15 protein-coding genes and 1 pseudogene are annotated in these 17481 nt (G+C 45.4%); 9 read left to right on the top strand and 7 right to left on the bottom strand.

Translation table 11 applies throughout. The annotated features are described in order from the left end of the window. The first annotated feature begins 79 nt into the window (after window positions 1–79). The 3 genes from QUB56_RS01120 to QUB56_RS01110 all read left to right on the top strand — a co-directional run bounded on the left by QUB56_RS01120 (window position 80) and on the right by QUB56_RS01110 (window position 3219). Window positions 80–1294: a response regulator gene (locus tag QUB56_RS01120; RefSeq protein WP_332952416.1), complete on the top strand. Its 1215-nt coding sequence runs from the start codon at window positions 80–82 to the stop codon at window positions 1292–1294. Window positions 1295–1743: 449 nt separating this feature from the next. Beyond that, window positions 1744–2730: a glycosyltransferase gene (locus QUB56_RS01115; RefSeq protein WP_332952415.1), complete on the top strand. Its 987-nt coding sequence runs from the start codon at window positions 1744–1746 to the stop codon at window positions 2728–2730. A gap of 282 nt (window positions 2731–3012) precedes the next feature. Next, entirely contained in the window at window positions 3013–3219 is a 207-nt protein-coding gene (locus QUB56_RS01110) for a hypothetical protein (RefSeq protein WP_332952413.1), read from the top strand. A gap of 55 nt (window positions 3220–3274) precedes the next feature. Here QUB56_RS01110 and QUB56_RS01105 read toward each other — a convergent pair whose 3' ends face one another. Together QUB56_RS01105 and QUB56_RS01100 are read right to left on the bottom strand one after the other, a co-directional pair. Further along, complete coding sequence (locus tag QUB56_RS01105) at window positions 3275–3475, bottom strand: hypothetical protein (protein WP_332952411.1); 201 nt, start codon at window positions 3473–3475, stop codon at window positions 3275–3277. Between the two features lie 215 nt (window positions 3476–3690). Continuing rightward, window positions 3691–3930, bottom strand: a complete 240-nt coding sequence (locus tag QUB56_RS01100) for a hypothetical protein (protein WP_332952409.1) — start codon at window positions 3928–3930, stop codon at window positions 3691–3693. 177 nt (window positions 3931–4107) lie between these two features. Between QUB56_RS01100 and QUB56_RS01095 the strand changes: the two genes are divergently transcribed. Then, on the top strand, window positions 4108–7317 hold the full coding sequence (locus QUB56_RS01095) for a patatin-like protein (protein ID WP_332952408.1): 3210 nt from the start codon (window positions 4108–4110) through the stop codon (window positions 7315–7317). Window positions 7318–7544: 227 nt separating this feature from the next. Next, window positions 7545–7745: a hypothetical protein gene (locus QUB56_RS01090; protein WP_332952406.1), complete on the top strand. Its 201-nt coding sequence runs from the start codon at window positions 7545–7547 to the stop codon at window positions 7743–7745. A gap of 211 nt (window positions 7746–7956) precedes the next feature. On the opposite strand, the pseudogene QUB56_RS01085 reads toward QUB56_RS01090, so the two are convergent. From QUB56_RS01085 to QUB56_RS01075, 3 genes and pseudogenes are all read right to left on the bottom strand, one after another. After that, window positions 7957–8529: pseudogene (locus QUB56_RS01085) on the bottom strand (Uma2 family endonuclease). 85 nt (window positions 8530–8614) lie between these two features. Further along, window positions 8615–8944 carry an iron-sulfur cluster assembly accessory protein gene (locus tag QUB56_RS01080; RefSeq protein WP_332952405.1) on the bottom strand — a complete coding sequence of 110 codons (330 nt, stop codon included), beginning with the start codon at window positions 8942–8944 and terminating at the stop codon, window positions 8615–8617. Between the two features lie 129 nt (window positions 8945–9073). Then, entirely contained in the window at window positions 9074–9493 is a 420-nt protein-coding gene (locus QUB56_RS01075) for a phosphomannose isomerase type II C-terminal cupin domain (protein ID WP_332952404.1), read from the bottom strand. A 269-nt stretch (window positions 9494–9762) separates the two neighbouring features. Here QUB56_RS01075 and QUB56_RS01070 point away from each other — a divergent pair, with 269 nt between their 5' ends. From QUB56_RS01070 to QUB56_RS01055, 4 genes are all read left to right on the top strand, one after another. Next, entirely contained in the window at window positions 9763–9909 is a 147-nt protein-coding gene (locus QUB56_RS01070; RefSeq protein ID WP_332952403.1) for a hypothetical protein, read from the top strand. A gap of 633 nt (window positions 9910–10542) precedes the next feature. Further along, window positions 10543–15129: a glutamate synthase large subunit gene (gene gltB, locus QUB56_RS01065; RefSeq protein WP_332952402.1), complete on the top strand. Its 4587-nt coding sequence runs from the start codon at window positions 10543–10545 to the stop codon at window positions 15127–15129. 88 nt (window positions 15130–15217) lie between these two features. Next, window positions 15218–15772, top strand: a complete 555-nt coding sequence (locus tag QUB56_RS01060) for a GNAT family N-acetyltransferase (protein ID WP_332952400.1) — start codon at window positions 15218–15220, stop codon at window positions 15770–15772. A gap of 58 nt (window positions 15773–15830) precedes the next feature. Then, window positions 15831–16235 (top strand): transcriptional regulator, encoded by a 405-nt coding sequence (locus QUB56_RS01055; RefSeq protein WP_332952398.1) that lies wholly within the window; start codon window positions 15831–15833, stop codon window positions 16233–16235. Window positions 16236–16483: 248 nt separating this feature from the next. Here QUB56_RS01055 and QUB56_RS01050 read toward each other — a convergent pair whose 3' ends face one another. Further along, the gene (locus QUB56_RS01050) at window positions 16484–16948 is read right to left on the bottom strand and encodes a GUN4 domain-containing protein (protein ID WP_332952395.1); all 465 of its coding nucleotides are present in this window, start codon (window positions 16946–16948) and stop codon (window positions 16484–16486) included. A 351-nt stretch (window positions 16949–17299) separates the two neighbouring features. After that, window positions 17300–17481: hypothetical protein (locus QUB56_RS01045; RefSeq protein ID WP_332952394.1), on the bottom strand; the 182-nt coding region annotated here is incomplete at its 5' end.

Here is a 17481-nt window from a genome sequence, read left to right as displayed (position 1 = left end):
AATTCAGTAATATTACTGTTTTATTCGCCAACTCAGCAGCTATAATAGTACAAAGAGAGTACAGGGGATGTGTGTTGATATGTCTGCTAGCGCAATCGGATACAAAATGTTGTCTCATACTGTGGCAGTGCTGGGTAAGAAACAAGCAACCGGGAAATTGGTGTTAGAACAAGGGGAACAACAGTGGCAACTTTACTTTTTTCAGGGTAGTTTGGTTTATGCCACAGGAGGAGCGCACAGATCGAGGCGGTGGTATAGGGCGATCGGGCAACACTGTCGAAACTTTCAAGTGGATCTCAGAGACCTCGATGCTGCAGAACTGTGGGAATATCAACTGCTTCAGCGAGGCCTAGCAGCCAGCGAAATGAGTCTAGAACAAGCTAAGGCGATCGTCCACAGCAGCGTTTCTGAAGTGTTATTTGCTCTGATCGGTCAATCGGGTTTGCGCCGGGAGTGGCGTCCGTCCCACAAATATTTTTCTACAGTTACCTCTTCTTTGCTGCTGTCGGTGACGGAAGTAGAGAAAATGCTGTGTTCTACAGAACAAATTTGGCAGAAGTGGAAAGAAATGGGTTTGTGGCTGGTAGATCCAGAACAAGCACCGCTTTTAAAAGCGTCGGCCCAGTTGCAGGAAAATCGATTTAGTTCTAATTCTTTGATCGCTTTGGCTAACGTATTTAACGGCGAGAATACTCTTTGGGATATTGCAGATAAGAAAAAGCAGTGCGTGACAATCGCAACTCGCGCTTTAGTTAATTACATGAAACAGGGTTTAGTAAATTTCCGAACAGTACCAGACTTGCCGTCGCCTATAGAACAGTGGCGCCTTGCCTCAGTAAGCGCTGGGCCGGGTCGCCCTTTGATTGCCTGTATCGATGACAGTCCGGCAGTATGCGAATTTTTAGATCAAACTTTATCGCCCCAAGGGTATCGAGTCCTAAAAATTCAAGACCCCATGCAGGGAGTCGGCACGATCGCCAAACACAAGCCTGCTTTAATTTTTATGGAAGTCTTGATGCCGAAGACAAGCGGCTTTGCTTTGTGCCATTTTTTGCGGCAGACACCGGCTTTTCGGGAAACTCCGATCGTGTTTTTGACCAGTCAAGACAGTATAATTGACCGCACGCGAGCGAAATTTACAGGTGCTACCGATTTTTTGAGCAAGCCGGTCAATGCCGAACAGGTTTTGGAAATAGCTGACAAGTATGTGAAGGTAAAAGGCGAGGGTCAGCCTGCGGCAATTCGCTCCCATGATTTACTGAATTCACAACAGCTTACCTTGGCAAATTCTTGAGCCCAAATTATGCTCAAAAAGCCTCGCTTATCGCGTGCGTCAGCCTCCGGGGCACCCGATAAGTATTGTCCAACAAAGACGCAACCAAATTTTACCAATACATTTTGTAGGGGCGGGTGCATGGTTTTTCTTGATTTCAAAGCTCGGATTTCCGTAAACCAGCCCAGCGGGTATTGATTCTAATACCAGTTCAAAAAAAAATCCAACTGTAGACCCGTGTTCCCAACCCGACGGTCAATCGATTTTAGATTTTAGATTTTAGATTTTAGATTGACCCCACGGATAAATGCTCTTTCTTGAGGATTTTCGAAAATCGATCTGGGATTGATTCCACGGATAAATCACGTGGCGGGTACCATCAATAAATTATTGGTCATCAGTCATTCGCCAATCTCAAATATAAAATCTCAAATTTAAAATGGTATAATCGATCAAACTTGATATTAATTATGAGCGAGAGAAGCCCCCAGGTAAGCGTGGTAATTCCGGCTTACAACTGCGCGGATTACGTCGGCCAAGCAGTAGAGAGCGTGCTGCACCAAACAATTGCTGACTGGGAAATTATTGTAGTAGACGACGGCTCCCGAGACCACACCAGATTAGTTTTAGAGAAATATAACGATCGAATTCGCTACATTTACCAACAAAATCAAGGAGTTTCGATTGCCAGAAATTGCGGGATCGAACTAGCCCGAGGAGAATTCATCGCCTTTCTTGATGCTGATGACTACTTTTTGCCCGACAAAATAGCAGCACAACTTGCTGTATTTGCAGCGCGACCACATCTAGGAATAGTCCACAGCGGCTGGCGTCTAGTTAATAGTATAGGCGAACCGCTAAAAGATGTCAAGCCCTGGCAAAACGTCCCTAAATTAGACTTAGAAATGTGGCTGCGGTGGAAGCCAGTATTACCGAGCGCGATGGTATTTCGCCGCCATTGGTTAGAGCGCGCCGGCGGCTTCGATCCTCGATTTCCACCCGCGGAAGATACAGATTTAGTGCTGCGTTTAGCCTTAATGGGATGCGAAGCAGAGTGGCTGCAGCAAGTAACAGTTTGCTACCGCCAGCACGAACAAAGCGCCATGTACAAAGGTTTACCCCAGGCTAAATCCCTCGCCGCAGTCATGGACAATTTTTTTTCCCGCCCCGAATTGCCGGATAAAATACGTTTGTTGGAAAAGCAAATCAAGTACAGTACCTTAGTTTGGATTGCTTGGTATTTGCACCGCACCGGTCATACTGTTGAGATGGTAGAGTTTTTGCAGCGTTCTTGGAATTATACGCCTTATATGCCTGTGGAAACAGTAATTAATTGGGTGGAATGTTTCGCCGAATTTTCGCAGGATGCAGGAAATGAATTGGATGCAGATTTATTAGCTCAATCTCCCGAGTGGCAGCAGTTAATGCAGTGGACAATTTTCGGTACACCAGCTTGATTGTGTTGATAGTCGATTAAGCTTTTACAGGACTTAATAAGTTGTGGGCGAGGACTGAAGTTCTCACTACAAACCAGCTTTTAACGAATGGGAGTGTCCGGAGCGGTCCGCCAGGGGCAACGGGCGGGAATTACCGCAGGGGAAGTGACGCGCGATTCTTTCTGTCCCTCAAATGAGTGACACTCAAAGATGCGACTGGTGGATGGGGCAGAGCCTTGCTTAGAATGCGGTTAAGAACAGAGAAAAATCACGAAACTCAGAGCTTATTTATTAGGAGGCAATATGGGAACCAATCTTATCGGACAGTTGGCGTGGGCGACCTTGGGGTTTGTGGGTTTATCGTCGATGGTTGACCTCGGCTTTGGTCCAATCGTTATCTGTCCCCAGTGTGGTTTAGGGCCCAACTTGGTGCTTGGCGTTGGGCTAATAGCCATGTCAGCGGCGGCTTTTGTTAGCAATGGCCTACAAACGAGTTCAAGAGAAAACTAAAGAGTTCGATACTTCAAGTTGTGGCGGGGAGACCCCAACTTGAAGTATCGCACTCTTAATTGCAAATAGGCGCTCCCCCAGGGCTGTAAGGCACAACTAGCGCCGAATTTGCTACCAATTCCACCTCGCCTTTAGCATTAATTATCCAGCCTTGAGCCTCAACCGGCGGCGAGGGCGGCATTAAAATTATCCTCGCCGCTGCTGCTAACTCGCTCCCTGGGACTCGGCGGCAAACCGCCGCGCCCGGTGATGACAAACCGCTGGCGACCGCTAGTTTGACAGCCTTGCGCCGGCGGTGGAACTCCGGGGATTTCTGGCTGATTGAATCCTTTTACAGGGTCAATATCGGGAGTTCTGAGTTCGACATGGCCGTCAATTCCTAATTCTGAACAGGCGTCGATATCGCGGTCAGTCGATCGAAAAATACCTTTGGTATTAATTACAATATTTCCACCCCGGCCTCGGATGTCGCTATTTTCTTTCTTCAGCTACAGCCCCAGCTTCGATATTAATATTGCCACCAGTAGCAGTGCTATTGGCATTAGTAGTAATTTGACTCTTGTGGCGCAGTTGCAAATTCCCAGTTGGCAAGGTAATATTGCCAAATTTTCCGGCTTGAGCTGTGGCTCTTTTACACTTAGCCGCTACCAGCATACTAAACTCATCACCTATAAGCGTCGAGAACGTGAGTTCGACGCGATCGCGCTCCACTATTCAAGGAGATGAACTAAAGGAGGAAGCTCGGCAATTATGTAAAAAATTGTGACAAAATCCCCATTTCTGGGCGCCATTTTTTATATTTGAGTCATCTTTGCATCTGCGATCCAAAGGGTGTAAAACCTGCCCAATCTGAAACCTATCTACTCTTAAATTAATTTAAAAAATACTATGTCTTCTTCTAGGCTCCCTCACCCTGAATTCTCTCGCGAACATCGTCTTGGATTAGTTGTATATGGAGGCGTCGCCTTGGCAATCTACATGAATGGATGTTGCCAAGAGTTCTATAACGCTGTCAGAGGTCGAGGAATCTATAAACTGATCAAAGCTCTTACCGATGCTGACATCATAGTGGACATTATTTCTGGAACTTCAGCCGGAGGGATTAATGGAGTTTTGTTAAGTTATGCTCTAGCCAACAGCCAAGGGAAAAAATGGATTAAATTTGAGGAATTCGCCGAGGTTTGGAAAGACAGTGCAGATATTAAAGAACTCCTTTTCAAACAAGAGGACTATTCGGATTTTGACCTATCTTCTTTTTTTAATGGAGTAGGCTACTATAAAAAAGAAATCAAAAAAGCTCTCCTCGATCGGAAAATAGATTTAAAAGAAAACGCGCCTAAAGATGATTGGGTTTCCCAACTAAAAGAACTCGATTTATTTATTACAGGCACTGATAGTTTGGGTAAAATTAATCAAGTATTTGACAATACAAATCGTGTAATTGAGCTTAAAGATCACCACGCCATTTTTCATCTAAAATATCGTGATTATGCGGATAACCCTTTCAATCCTGATGATGTTACCTGTGAAGCACTTGCCAAATTGTGTCAAATTACCTCTTGTTTTCCAGTCGCTTTCCCCCCTGTGACAGTCAAGCTTGACCCTTTAGATAAGCCTTTAGATGACAAAGACCCTGATAAAAAATTAAATGAATGGGGAAATTTAAACAATCGAATTGTGCCTGAAACGCCGCCAAAACTCGATAATTCCTTCTCATTAAAACAACAGAATAAGAAAGGCAAGAAACTCAGTGACATAGAGGACGATCCTGGCGAAGGATATCGCCTTCACTTTGTTGATGGCGGCGTATTAGACAATCGCCCATTTAGCTACACAATCAAAGAAATTTATCGCCGAACAGCAGAGCGTCGAGTTTACCGCAAGCTATTTTATGTCGATCCAAGTCCAGACCTTTTTAAAGGCAACCCTGAGTACGAGGATATGTTAAAACCTGGTATTGTTCGGGTTGTAAAAGATTCTCTAATTGCCCTGCCGAGATATGAAAGTATCAATAAGGATTTAGAGTTAATCAATGAACACAACGAGAAAGTTCGTCGCTACAAATTTTTGCTGACCGATCTTGAGACTCTTTTAGATATAGAAGAAAAGGATAGAGAAAATAACGATTTTTACGATCAACAGAGAAATGTTTATCTACGGACACGCCTCATTAGTCTTGAAAATAAAATTCTGCCTTTAATATTTTTAAAATCAGAAGGTTTGGTAAAAGCGAGTAAACCAAAAGAAAATGAAAATGAAAAAAAAGAAAATCGAATTGAAAAATTCGAGAAAGCTGCAAAGTTACTTGCCGAACCATTCACTGCTCCACAAGCTAGCTCCGAACGGTTGAAGCTTCTTAAGCGGCTTGAGAAAGACATCTGTCACCTCGATGTTGACTATGCCTTAAGAAGGTACTTTTTTATTAGTGAATACGTGTACAGGTTGCTTGATGAAGACTATCTTTGTGAATGGCTCAAGAATAAGAAAAAGCAGGAGATTGATAAAAGTTCTATAAGCGATGAGATATTGAGCAATTTAAAATCTCTAATTAGTAAGTTAAATCATTATAGAAAGCTTATTGAAGCCCTCAAAGTTAATCTAGACAAATTATTTCTTCATAAAAAAATAGAGGAATATTTTTGTGAATTATTAGATGAATCAAATAATTCCACTAAGCAATTTACTGAGAAATTCTATAGAGCTATGTTATGGTTGCACGGGCAAGTTCTCAATGAAGAATCACTATCAAAGTCAGAAATAAAAGAATTTTCTGTTAAGAAAATAAACAAAGATTTAACCGAAAAAATTCAGCAAATAAAATCACTATCTTCTTTAAAGAATTTTTTTCAATTTTCTGAAGAGAAACAACTTGGTGAATTGCGAGAGTTAGCCGAAAAATCTATACTTAATAAGCTAGTAGAGGAAACCAAACAAGAACTACTAAGTAGCGGCACTGGAGAAATCGAGCATTATAATTATATTAAAGAAAAGTTGTTAAATTATTTTCAAGAATTTGAAAAACTTGATACAGTTCTCTACCCTTTAGATTATTTAGCAGGTATACCAGAAAAACAGCTAATTGAGACTTTTAGAATCAGTCCTGAAGATGCAAGATTGGGTTTATCTAGTAAATTTAATGATGGCGAACGACTAAAACAAAAACTCGCCGGGGATAGTTTGTACGCATTTGGCGGTTTTCTCAAGAAATCTTGGCGTGCCAACGATTTACTTTGGGGACGTTTGGATGGACTTAATCGCATTGTTGAAGCTTTAGTGACTGAGGAAAAAATTAAAAATTTTCCAAAATTCTTAGAAAGAGAGGCAAAGAAAAAGAATATCGATCGAGCCCATTATTTAGACTGTTTGCTTGAGGAAGCATTATTTTCTGATTTCGATCGCAAACGCAGCTTAAAATCAGAGAAGGACAAGGTATATTTGATGGAAAAAAAAGATGAATTAAAGAAAAAATTAAAAAAATTGTTTCCATCGTTATACAAGCGTAGTAGTGACGAACAGCCCCTAAAAAAAGAGGACTTAACAGATTTTATAGAGTCCCTAGTTTCTGTTGGACATCTTCTTATTCTTGACCAAGATTTAATTCCCACTATGGAAGTTTCTATTGAGGAGCAATTAAACGGAAAACAACAAAAAAAGCTACCACAGAAGTCTGAAAATCCGGTGCCTGTTCCTAATGAAAAGCCTGAAGATTCGATACCTGTTCCTAAATTCAATCGGATCGACTCTAGTTTCGATTCAGCCATCACTGCACTTGTTGTTCAACAAGTTGCTAAAAAATCCCTCAAATCTATGTCATTAAAAAAGAAAGAACACTTTTTTAATAAACATTATAAAATCGGTTTAGAAACTTTAGATCATCATATTCCCAAATCCGAGCTAAAAGAACTGGTACTTAAAGGTATTGTGATTTTTCAAGATATTTTCCTAACATGGCAACGCAAAACCAAAGCTCAAATTGGTTCAAAGAAGTCTAAGTCTAACCCTCTTGATTTTGGGAGTCGCCTTTTATTGACACTTCTAGGTTGGATAATAAATATTGCTATTTGCGGAATAAAAATTATTTTGCGGTGGGGTTTTTGAACATTTTGTCATCAGACATCTCCCCAAACTCTCAACGCCTTTCTAATATTGGTTTCTGACTACCTGTCCTTTGAGGGGCAGTCCTGACGGGGTGACAACCCCTTCAAAAGCCTAGTGCGGTGACAACGTGAGTTGGACGGCTGAAATCACTAAGTTATAAAGTGTAAGTCATACAGCATATTCCATATAAATTTGGCACACTACTTTTAGGATATCAGGGCAAAAAAATGAAACCTTATTCGATTGAGACGAGTGAAAAAATAGTTAAAGTTTATGAACAACGTGATACATCTATTGGGAAAGTAGCTGCCCGATTTGATGTGAGTAAAGCATTTTATGGTGGTCACAACAGAAAGCTTTTTTACGCAGGATTTTTCTGCTGTCCAATCTCACATCGCCACCTGCAAGTATCAAACTATTGCCCGTGAGCACTTGCAATCCAGCAGTCGATGGTATTTACTATATTTCCGGGATTCAGTCCGTACTGCAATCCCAGAGGAACGTTAACTATTAGCAAAGGCGTATTTTGCCCCGCACTTTTTATTCAGTCCGGCCAGGCGGACTTTGTTTGACAAGAAGCGAATTCTATTCGCCGAAACTTACAGTCAAACCAGGTATTTTTTCTATTAAAGCGCAATATTATGCTTGAGTTTCTGCTTCTGTAAAAATTGGTAGCCAGAGTTCCGCAATGGGCAATTCCCAACCAGAAAAAAGTTCTGGTACTGTCAAAATATCCTGATTTCCCACCACACGCTCACCTTCCTGACGATAAACTGTAACAGTTTCTTCATCCGGGTCAATCAAAATTCCTACTTGCGCTCCGAGTTCTATAAAATTCTTAATCTTTTTTTCTAGCGGTTTAATGTTCTCGCTCTGTGATTTAATTTCTACTACCAAGTCTGGGACTAATTCTCCGAAATAACGGGGAATTTGCCGGAGACGTGCGGGTCGGACAAAAGAAACATCAGGTGCTGTGAGGTTAGCATCAGGTAAAATAAAGCCGCCTTTGGAGTCAAAAACTCGACGCAAACGGCGGAGATAAAACCAATTGGCGAGCAGCTAACTGAAAATTACACCTATTTCGCTCGATACAATATCTGACGGCCCCACAATGATAATCTTCCCGCTTTCTAGTTCAACTTGGTAGCCTTGACCGGCTTCTTTGAAGGTTTTTTGGACTTTTTCTAAGTCTTTGACTGTCCTTATATTGATTATTCCTTAATTTGTAAGGTGCCTCAGTCGCTAGCATATTCACAATTAGCAGAATTATACGGAGCTGACGCACCCTAAAGTTTGATTATTCCTTAGCAGAAAAGGAGTTGCCGCAGCTACAACTTTGGGTGGCATTGGGATTGTGAAATCGGAAACCTCCGCCCATCAAGTCTTCTGAATAATCCAAAGTGAGCTCGTTGAGATATTTTAAGTGCTGGGGGTCGATCGCAACGGAAATTCCCTCCGACTCGCATACAGCGTCTTCTGGGGCTGGCGCATCGTCAAAAGCCATTGTATAAGACAAACCCGAGCAGCCGCTCGATTCCACGCCCAGACGAAATAAAGCATTGGGGTTCGGATACTTCGACTTGAGGCGCATTACTTCTATCGCTGCTGTTTTGCTCAGATGAATCATTATTTGTAATTTGTAATTTGTAATTGGAATGTAGGGTGCGCTACGCAGGCGCGCACCTTACCCGCAGAATCAAGGGCACCTTACTGAGAATGTAGGGTGCGCCGGGCCGCGCACGTTAATTTGAGTAAGTTACTTTGCCTTTTCTGTACGGGCATAATCGTCTTGAAAGCGAACAATATCATCTTCTCCGAGATATTCGCCATTCTGCACTTCAATTAAAATCAGGGGGATAACTCCCGGATTTTCCAGCCGGTGAGAAATGCACTGAGGAACGTAGGTAGACTGATTTGTAAACAGAACTTGTTCTGTGTCGCCGCAAGTAACTTTTGCAGTACCAGAAACTACGATCCAGTGTTCGCTGCGGTGGTGGTGCATTTGCAGGCTGAGGCGGTGTCCGGACTTAACTTCGATCCGCTTAATTTTATATCCGGGGCCTTCTTCGAGAGTCGTAAATGAACCCCAAGGCCGCAATTCTGTAGCGGCTATTCCGTTGGGTGCTGCAGATGCGTGCAGAGTAGATACTTGAGAAATATCTTGAATCTGAACCATGATTTCCACTCCTTGAGGATTCCTTGCGAATCCTTTGGTAAACGACGTTGGATTGTGATATTAACTAATTTATCCTTAAAACCTAAGTCCGATCGCGCGGACTGGTTAGCGGACTGTATAGTTTTGCAAGAGTTTTGCTCTGCCCGATCGAGTTGCCTTAACAACCATACCAAAACCAACATAGCTGTTGTCACCCGGTATTGGCTCGATCGCCAAATTTACATCAAATCTTCATAGAAAGGCCGCTGGTTGTTGAAGATGGATTAAAGGTGAATTTTAATCCAGCTCTTGAGACTGCTGCTGCAAAACTGCTAGCCTCTCTTGATAGAAAGGCAGCCCTTCACCGTGGCTATCGCTGGCGGTTGCTAGGATTTGCCAGGTTTCGATCGGCGAGTATCGGGCCGCATCTACAATAAGATCGAGGAGCGGATGAATTCCAGAACCATGGTGCTGTGCTTCTGCGATCGCATTAGCGTTTCAATGTAGTCGATCGCATCTCGATGTCCGATGACTTCTAGGTGTTCTCGCTTTCGTTTTGCCCCCGACAGCGATGCTGGTTTCGCGCGGAGTCAAGGTATTTCCCGGACGCCCGTGGGAGTGATAAGTGATATCATATCCGGTCGAGCGACGGCGATTTTTGTAGGGGCCCTTGAGCCAACAATACCTGCGAACAATCTCCCATCTCAAAAACCCGCCCCGACCGGGATATTATGGTTAATCGATCGGACATGATACGAACCGAACGTTCTAGAGTTTTTTCTATTCTGCAACCGGGGTGGGAGAAAGCGGCCCAAAGCTATCTAACCAGGCTTTGAGTCCATCGACTTGTGGCAATTTTTCAGAAATGTTCCTCGAGCAATCAGAAGGCCAAATGCTGGTGGAGGATGTCACCTGTAACTATTTTTTTACTCGGATCGAATAAACTTTGATTTTTGCGTACATCTACCCAATTGAGTAGATCCACATATAATACATGATACAAGAGCGATCGGCATCCCATCCTCTACTCTAGAGCGAAATCTTTTCACCACTTTGAGAGACACATCAAAATGAACAACAACGGACAGCCACAAAAGCAAGGCCTGTACGATCCGCAGTTCGAGCACGATGCTTGCGGAGTCGGATTTATTGTACACATGAAGGGTAACAAATCCCACGAAATTGTCGAGCAGGCACTGACAATCCTGCTGAACCTCGACCACCGGGGCGCCTGCGGCTGCGAACCCAACACCGGAGACGGGGCGGGCATTTTGATGCAGGTGCCGCACAAGTTTCTCAAGAAAGTAACGGCGGCCCTCAACATCGAACTTCCAGAAGCCGGCGAGTACGGTGTGGGCGCGATTTACTCGTCGCCAAATCGAACTGAACGGGAAAACGGCCAACGCATTTTTGAGGAAATCGCGGCAGAAGAAGGTCACGAAGTGCTGGGCTGGCGCGATGTGCCCACGAACAACTCGTCCCTCGGCGACACTGCCAAATCTAGCGAACCCTTCATGCAGCAAGTGTTCCTGCGGCGCGCCGCAGGTATGGACGAGGCGGCTTTTGAGCGGAAACTCTACGTCATCCGCAAACGCGCTCACAATGCCATCCGGAGGACGAATGTAGACCCATACTGGTATAATTCCACACTTTCCTGCCGGACGATCGTCTACAAGGGTATGTTAATGCCGGTGCAAGTCGGCGATTACTATCCGGACTTGCACGACCCGGACATGGAAAGCGCTCTAGCCCTAGTTCACTCGCGCTTCAGCACGAATACTTTTCCTTCATGGGAACGATCGCACCCTTACCGCTACATCGCCCACAACGGCGAAATCAACACGATGCGCGGCAACATTAACTGGATGCACGCGCGGCAATCGCTGTTCGAGTCGGAGTTGTTCGGAGACGATTTGAAGAAAATCCCGAATTTAATCAATATTGAAGGTAGCGACTCGACGATTTTTGACAATGCTTTGGAATTGCTGACTTTGGCTGGGCGTTCTTTGCCGCACGCTGTCATGATGATGATTCCGGAACCTTGGACAGCCCACGAGTCGATGAGTGACGAGAAAAAGGCTTTCTACGAATACCATTCTTGCTTGATGGAACCTTGGGACGGCCCAGCTTCGATCGCCTTTACCGACGGTACTTCGATCGGGGCCGTGCTCGATCGCAACGGTTTGCGCCCTTCCCGCTACTGCGTTACCAAGGACGACTTGGTTATTATGGCATCGGAAGCGGGAGTTTTGCCGATCGCCCCAGAACGAATTGCATCCAACGGCCGCTTGCAACCGGGGCGGATGTTCCTGGTAAATACCGAGGAAGGCCGCATCGTCTCTGACGAAGAAATTAAGACCAAAATCGCCACAGAACACCCGTACCGCGAGTGGATAGACCAGCACATGGTCGAAATCGCCAAACTGAAAGATGCGCCGGCCTTGCCAGAATCCGATCCCGAAACATTGATCCAGCGCCAAATGGCCTTTGGCTACACCTTTGAAGAACTGCGGCTGCTGTTAGCGCCGATGGCGAAAGATGGCGTGGAAGCTGTCGGCGCGATGGGTGCGGATACGCCGCTGGCGGTGCTTTCCAACCGCCCAAAACTGCTTTACGAATACTTCCAGCAGTTGTTTGCTCAAGTTACCAATCCGCCAATTGATTCTATCCGCGAAGAAATTGTAACTTCTGCCGAAACTACGATCGGCGCTGAACGCAATTTGCTCAAACCAGAACCGGAAAGCTGTCATTTGATCGAACTGAAAACGCCCATTCTCAGCAATGAAGAATTAGCTAAGCTCAAACACGTAAGTGAGGGCAATTTCCGGTCGATTACACTGCCGATTTTGTTTGACCCCAAAAGCGGGGTAAAAGGTCTGGAACAAGCCTTAGAAGACGTTTTTGCAGGAGCAGACAGCGCGATCGCCTCCGGGGTAAATATCATCATTTTGAGCGATCGGGGCATCGGTCCAGACAAAGCCCCAATTCCGGCGCTGCTGGCAGTTGCGGGCCTGCACCACCACTTGATCCGTAAAGGTACGCGCACGCGGGCGGGACTGGTGCTCGAATCCGGCGAACCGAGGGAAGTGCATCACTTTGCGACACTTATTGGATACGGTTGCGGCGCGATTAATCCGTATTTGGCCTTTGAGACGATCGCCGATTCGATCCGCGAAGGATTGCTGCTAAATGTCGAGTACAAAACAGCTTGCAAAAACTACGTCAAAGCGGCAACTAAAGGTGTGACGAAAGTTGCCTCGAAAATTGGGATTTCCACAATTCAAAGCTATCGCGGCGCGCAGATTTTTGAGGCGATCGGCTTGAACAAATCCGTAGTCGATAAATACTTTGCTTGGACAGCCTCGCGGATTGAAGGCGTAGACCTCGAAGTCATCGCCCAAGAAGCTATTTTGCGCCATACTCACGCATTCCCAGACCGCCCGTCCAGCGGACATACTCTCGATGTCGGCGGCGAATATCAGTGGCGGAAAGAAGGCGAGGCGCACTTGTTCAGCCCGCAGACAATTCACGCCCTGCAAAAAGCGGTGCGCGAGGGCAGTTATACACTTTTCAAACAGTATTCTGGGCTCGTTAACGAACAAAACCAACAGCATTTTACCCTGCGCGGTTTGCTGCAATTCAAGCAGCGGGAATCGATACCGATTGAGGAAGTTGAACCGATCGAATCGATTCTCAAACGCTTTAAAACTGGGGCGATGAGTTACGGTTCGATTTCTAAAGAAGCCCACGAATCTCTGGCGATCGCGATGAACCGCATTGGTGGCAAATCGAACACCGGTGAAGGCGGGGAAGACACGGAACGCTACACTTGGACGAACGATCGGGGCGACTCGAAAAACAGCGCGATCAAACAAGTTGCTTCCGGGCGTTTCGGCGTTACCAGCTTGTACCTTTCCCAAGCGCGGGAACTGCAAATCAAGATGGCGCAAGGGGCGAAACCCGGTGAAGGCGGACAGTTGCCCGGTAAAAAAGTATACCCGTGGATTGCCAAGGTGCGGAACTCGACTCCGGGTGTGGGATTGATTTCGCCTCCTCCTCACCACGACATTTATTCGATCGAAGATTTGGCCGAATTGATTCACGACTTGAAAAATTCCAACCGGGAAGCGCGGATTAGCGTCAAACTCGTGTCGGAAGTTGGAGTCGGGACGATCGCGGCCGGGGTTGCCAAAGCCCACGCCGATGTCGTGTTGATTTCCGGCTACGACGGCGGAACCGGCGCTTCGCCGCAAACTTCGATCAAACACGCGGGTTTACCTTGGGAATTGGGACTGGCGGAAACTCACCAGACTTTGGTACTCAACAATCTCCGCAGCCGGATTGTGGTAGAAACTGACGGTCAAATGAAAACCGGCCGCGATGTAGCAATTGCTGCTTTGCTCGGTGCTGAGGAATTCGGTTTTGCGACGGCGCCGCTGGTGACGTTGGGCTGTATCATGATGCGCGTTTGCCACCAGAACACTTGCCCGGTGGGCGTGGCGACCCAAGACCCGCTGCTGCGGAAAAACTTTACCGGCGACCCCGATCACACGGTAAACTTTATGACCTTCGTCGCGCAGGAAGTCCGGGAAATTATGGCGCAGTTGGGCTTCCGCACGCTGAATGAAATGGTGGGGCGGACTGATGTTTTGGAAGCGAAACAAGCTGTGGAACACTGGAAGGCTAAGGGTTTGGATTTCTCGAAAATCCTTTATCAGCCGGAAGTTGGGCCGGAGGTGGGGCGCTACTGTCAGATGGCGCAGGATCACGGTTTGGAAAAGTCCCTGGATATGACTGTGTTGTTGGATTTGTGCAAAGGTGCGATCGAAAACGGCGAAAAGGTACAGGCAAAACTGCCGATTACCAATGTCAACCGGGTTGTCGGCACAATTCTCGGCAACGAAATCACCAAACGCCACTGGGAAGGTTTGCCGGATGACACGGTGCACCTGCACTTCCAAGGCAGCGCTGGGCAAAGCTTTGGCGCATTCGTGCCCAAGGGAGTCACCCTGGAGCTCGAAGGCGAAGCTAACGACTATTTGGGCAAGGGGCTCAGCGGCGGCAAAATTATCTTGTATCCGTCGGCAGCTTCTACCTTTGTTGCGGAAGAAAACGTGATTGTCGGTAACGTAGTGCTTTACGGCGCGACAGCCGGCGAGGTTTTCATCCGAGGGATTGCGGGGGAACGTTTTGCGGTGCGCAACTCCGGCGTTAATGCAGTAGTTGAAGGTGTGGGCGATCACGGTTGCGAGTACATGACTGGCGGCAAAGTTGTGGTTTTGGGCAAAACCGGGCGCAATTTTGCAGCGGGTATGAGTGGCGGTGTTGCTTACATTTTGGATGAAGCGGGAGATTTTGCTACTCGCTGCAATATGTCGATGGTGGATTTGGAAAAATTGGAGGATGTTGAGGAAATTAGCGATTTGCGGGAGTTAATTCAAACTCACGTCGATTTGACTGGAAGTGCGAAGGCATCGAAGGTTCTGGCTGCGTGGGATGAGATGGTGCCGCTTTTTGTGAAGGTGATGCCGAGGGATTACAAGCGGGTGTTGCAGGCTATTGAAAGGGCGATCGCATCGGGTTTAAGCGGTGATGATGCGCTGACGGCTGCGTTTGAAGAAAACGCTCGCGATGTCGCCCGGATTGGCGGCAGCTAGGGTTTCTGTGGGGTGCGCAGTGCGCACCTTACCGATGAAACAAGGGGCTTAAAGCCCCTTGTCCGAGTTCCTACACACTATGCTGGCAATGGAAGATCTAATTTTTAGAGAAGCCGATCGAGAGGACATACAGGCGATCGTCAATATTCACAATTCTAATGCCCGCGGTCAAAATAGGTCGATCGAGCGCGGCTTTTTGCTAACAAAAATTACTGAAGATGAGATTGTCAAAAGCTTAAATAATTCAGGCAGATATTTTGTTGCAGCTACAACCGATGGGGAAATTCTGGGGTTTGTGGCTATATCACAACCCAAAATATCTGATGAAATGTTGAATAAAATTATCTGGAAAGATGAGGCTTTTAAGAAAAGAGTCACAAGCGATCGGCATTTTTATCTCCAAGTAGTAGCAACAAAGTTAGATTGCATGGGTAGAGGTGTTGCTCGATTTATGTATGAAGAAATTTATAAGGTTTTTCCAAATTCATTCATTTCGCTGTTTGTTGTTACCCACCCAATAGCTAATAATCGTTCACTCATGTTTCACCAAAAACAGGGATTTGAACAAATAGGAACTTTGCAAATAGACCTATTTCTAGATTTACAAAATTATGAAAGTATTTTGCTGTTTAAAAAAACTTGAATTCGATATATAAAATACGTTTTAACTCACGCCGAGTATAATAAAAACAACTGGAAAAATGACGATTACTTTTGATAGATATATTTACAGCAAATTGCTCTCTAAGTATCAGCCTCGGATTATCAAAACCGAAGAAGAAAACGAGTTTTTTCTGGAGATAGTAGAAGAATTAATCTCTACTAAAAATCTGAATTCCGAAGAAGAAGCGCTGCTACAACTGCTGGTAAAACTGATTGAGGATTTTGAAGACAAGCACTATCAAATTAATGCCTCAACACCACAGTCAAGGCTGCTGCATTTGATGGATGCTCGGAGTCTAGACGCAACCGATTTATTAGAAATTATGGGTTCGCGCGAGGCTGTAGTTGAGGTAATTAACGCTCGGCTAGAAATCACCAAGCAACAAGCTGAGGCTTTGGGAAGGTTTTTCCACGTCGATCCGGGGTTGTTTCTGTTTAATTAGGCGATCGGCAAACTATCACGATTACAGGTATGGACTCTTAAAGCTTAATTAGTTTTATAATCTTGAAAATTAGAGTTTTCGTGGTTAATCCCCCAATTTAGCTAACAAATATTCACAAACAGGATTTGTCAAGTCACCGCCCAGAGATCGTAATACGGAAGCGCCCAAAAATGCTGTAGTTAATACCATTCCGAAGAATTTATAATTGATGTCGATCGGAACTGGAAAGCATAGACTAGGAGCAAATTTTACAAGTTACATTCAGGTATTCGCTTGAGAATTAACCTCCATCCAGCACTAGCAAAGCGAGCATTCCAGTACATCCAAAATGAAGTAGGGACCAGCCAAGTTATCGGTAAATGCCCAACAGGAGCATCAATAGTAAAATTAATTTTATTGTAATCGATCCAATCTTTTTCACTACGCCAACCCACTCGATCTGCCAGGACAAAATAATCCTCATCCACTGCTTGATAGAGATTTGATACCGCACTAAATCCGAAACGTCCACGACTCGCTTTAACCCAGAGTCGATCGATTTTGTTTAACTCGGAACATGGAAAATTTTGAATGTCGTTGGCTGTGAGTAGGCGATCTTGTCTGGAATCTGCCCCGGCAATTTGCAGCATTAGTTGTCTGGTTTCAATGTCGGCATCTTTCCAATCTTTCCGAGTCAGGAAGTGATGAAGTTTAGTGTAGTCAGTTGCGGTCATTAATTTTATTATTGGTTTTATATTGTAAGCAGAACTCCTAGAAGCCTCTCCTGAGCTCAACGCTGCCGATTTAGTCAACGTTTTGAGTGACGCCGATGCCCATCCTGAAAAAATTGCGATCGCTTTGGGGGCACTTGAAGCTGCGATGGAGGAAGACGTATAGCGATGGCAAGGCTGAACGCTGATGAACAGTTTCCCCCTCGTGGAAAACCTAAGTTTAACCTTGAGTAGGGGTATATTTTAAACACCCCTACTTAAACTCACCACCCCACCAACTAACTGAGTCTATTGCATCGCCGGAAACTGTCGATAAGTAGCAAATTCCACCCTTACAGCTAGCCTGTTGCGCAGTCAGCGATCGCAACTTTTTCGCATCATGAAATTACCTGTCCAAGCCGGGTCAAAAACCGGGTTTCTGATCCCCCACGCGATCGCCCCCAAATCCAAGAAACCGGGTTTCTGCGATAATTTAAGCATCCTCACGCCCGATTTTGGGAAGAAACCCGGTTTCTGACTCCCGCGCGATCGCCCCC

The sequence above is a fragment of the Microcoleus sp. AR_TQ3_B6 genome (assembly GCF_036702785.1).
GTDB lineage: Bacteria > Cyanobacteriota > Cyanobacteriia > Cyanobacteriales > Microcoleaceae > Microcoleus.
The sequence above is the reverse complement of the archived record's forward strand: the minus strand, read 5'-3'. Positions and strand labels throughout refer to the sequence as shown.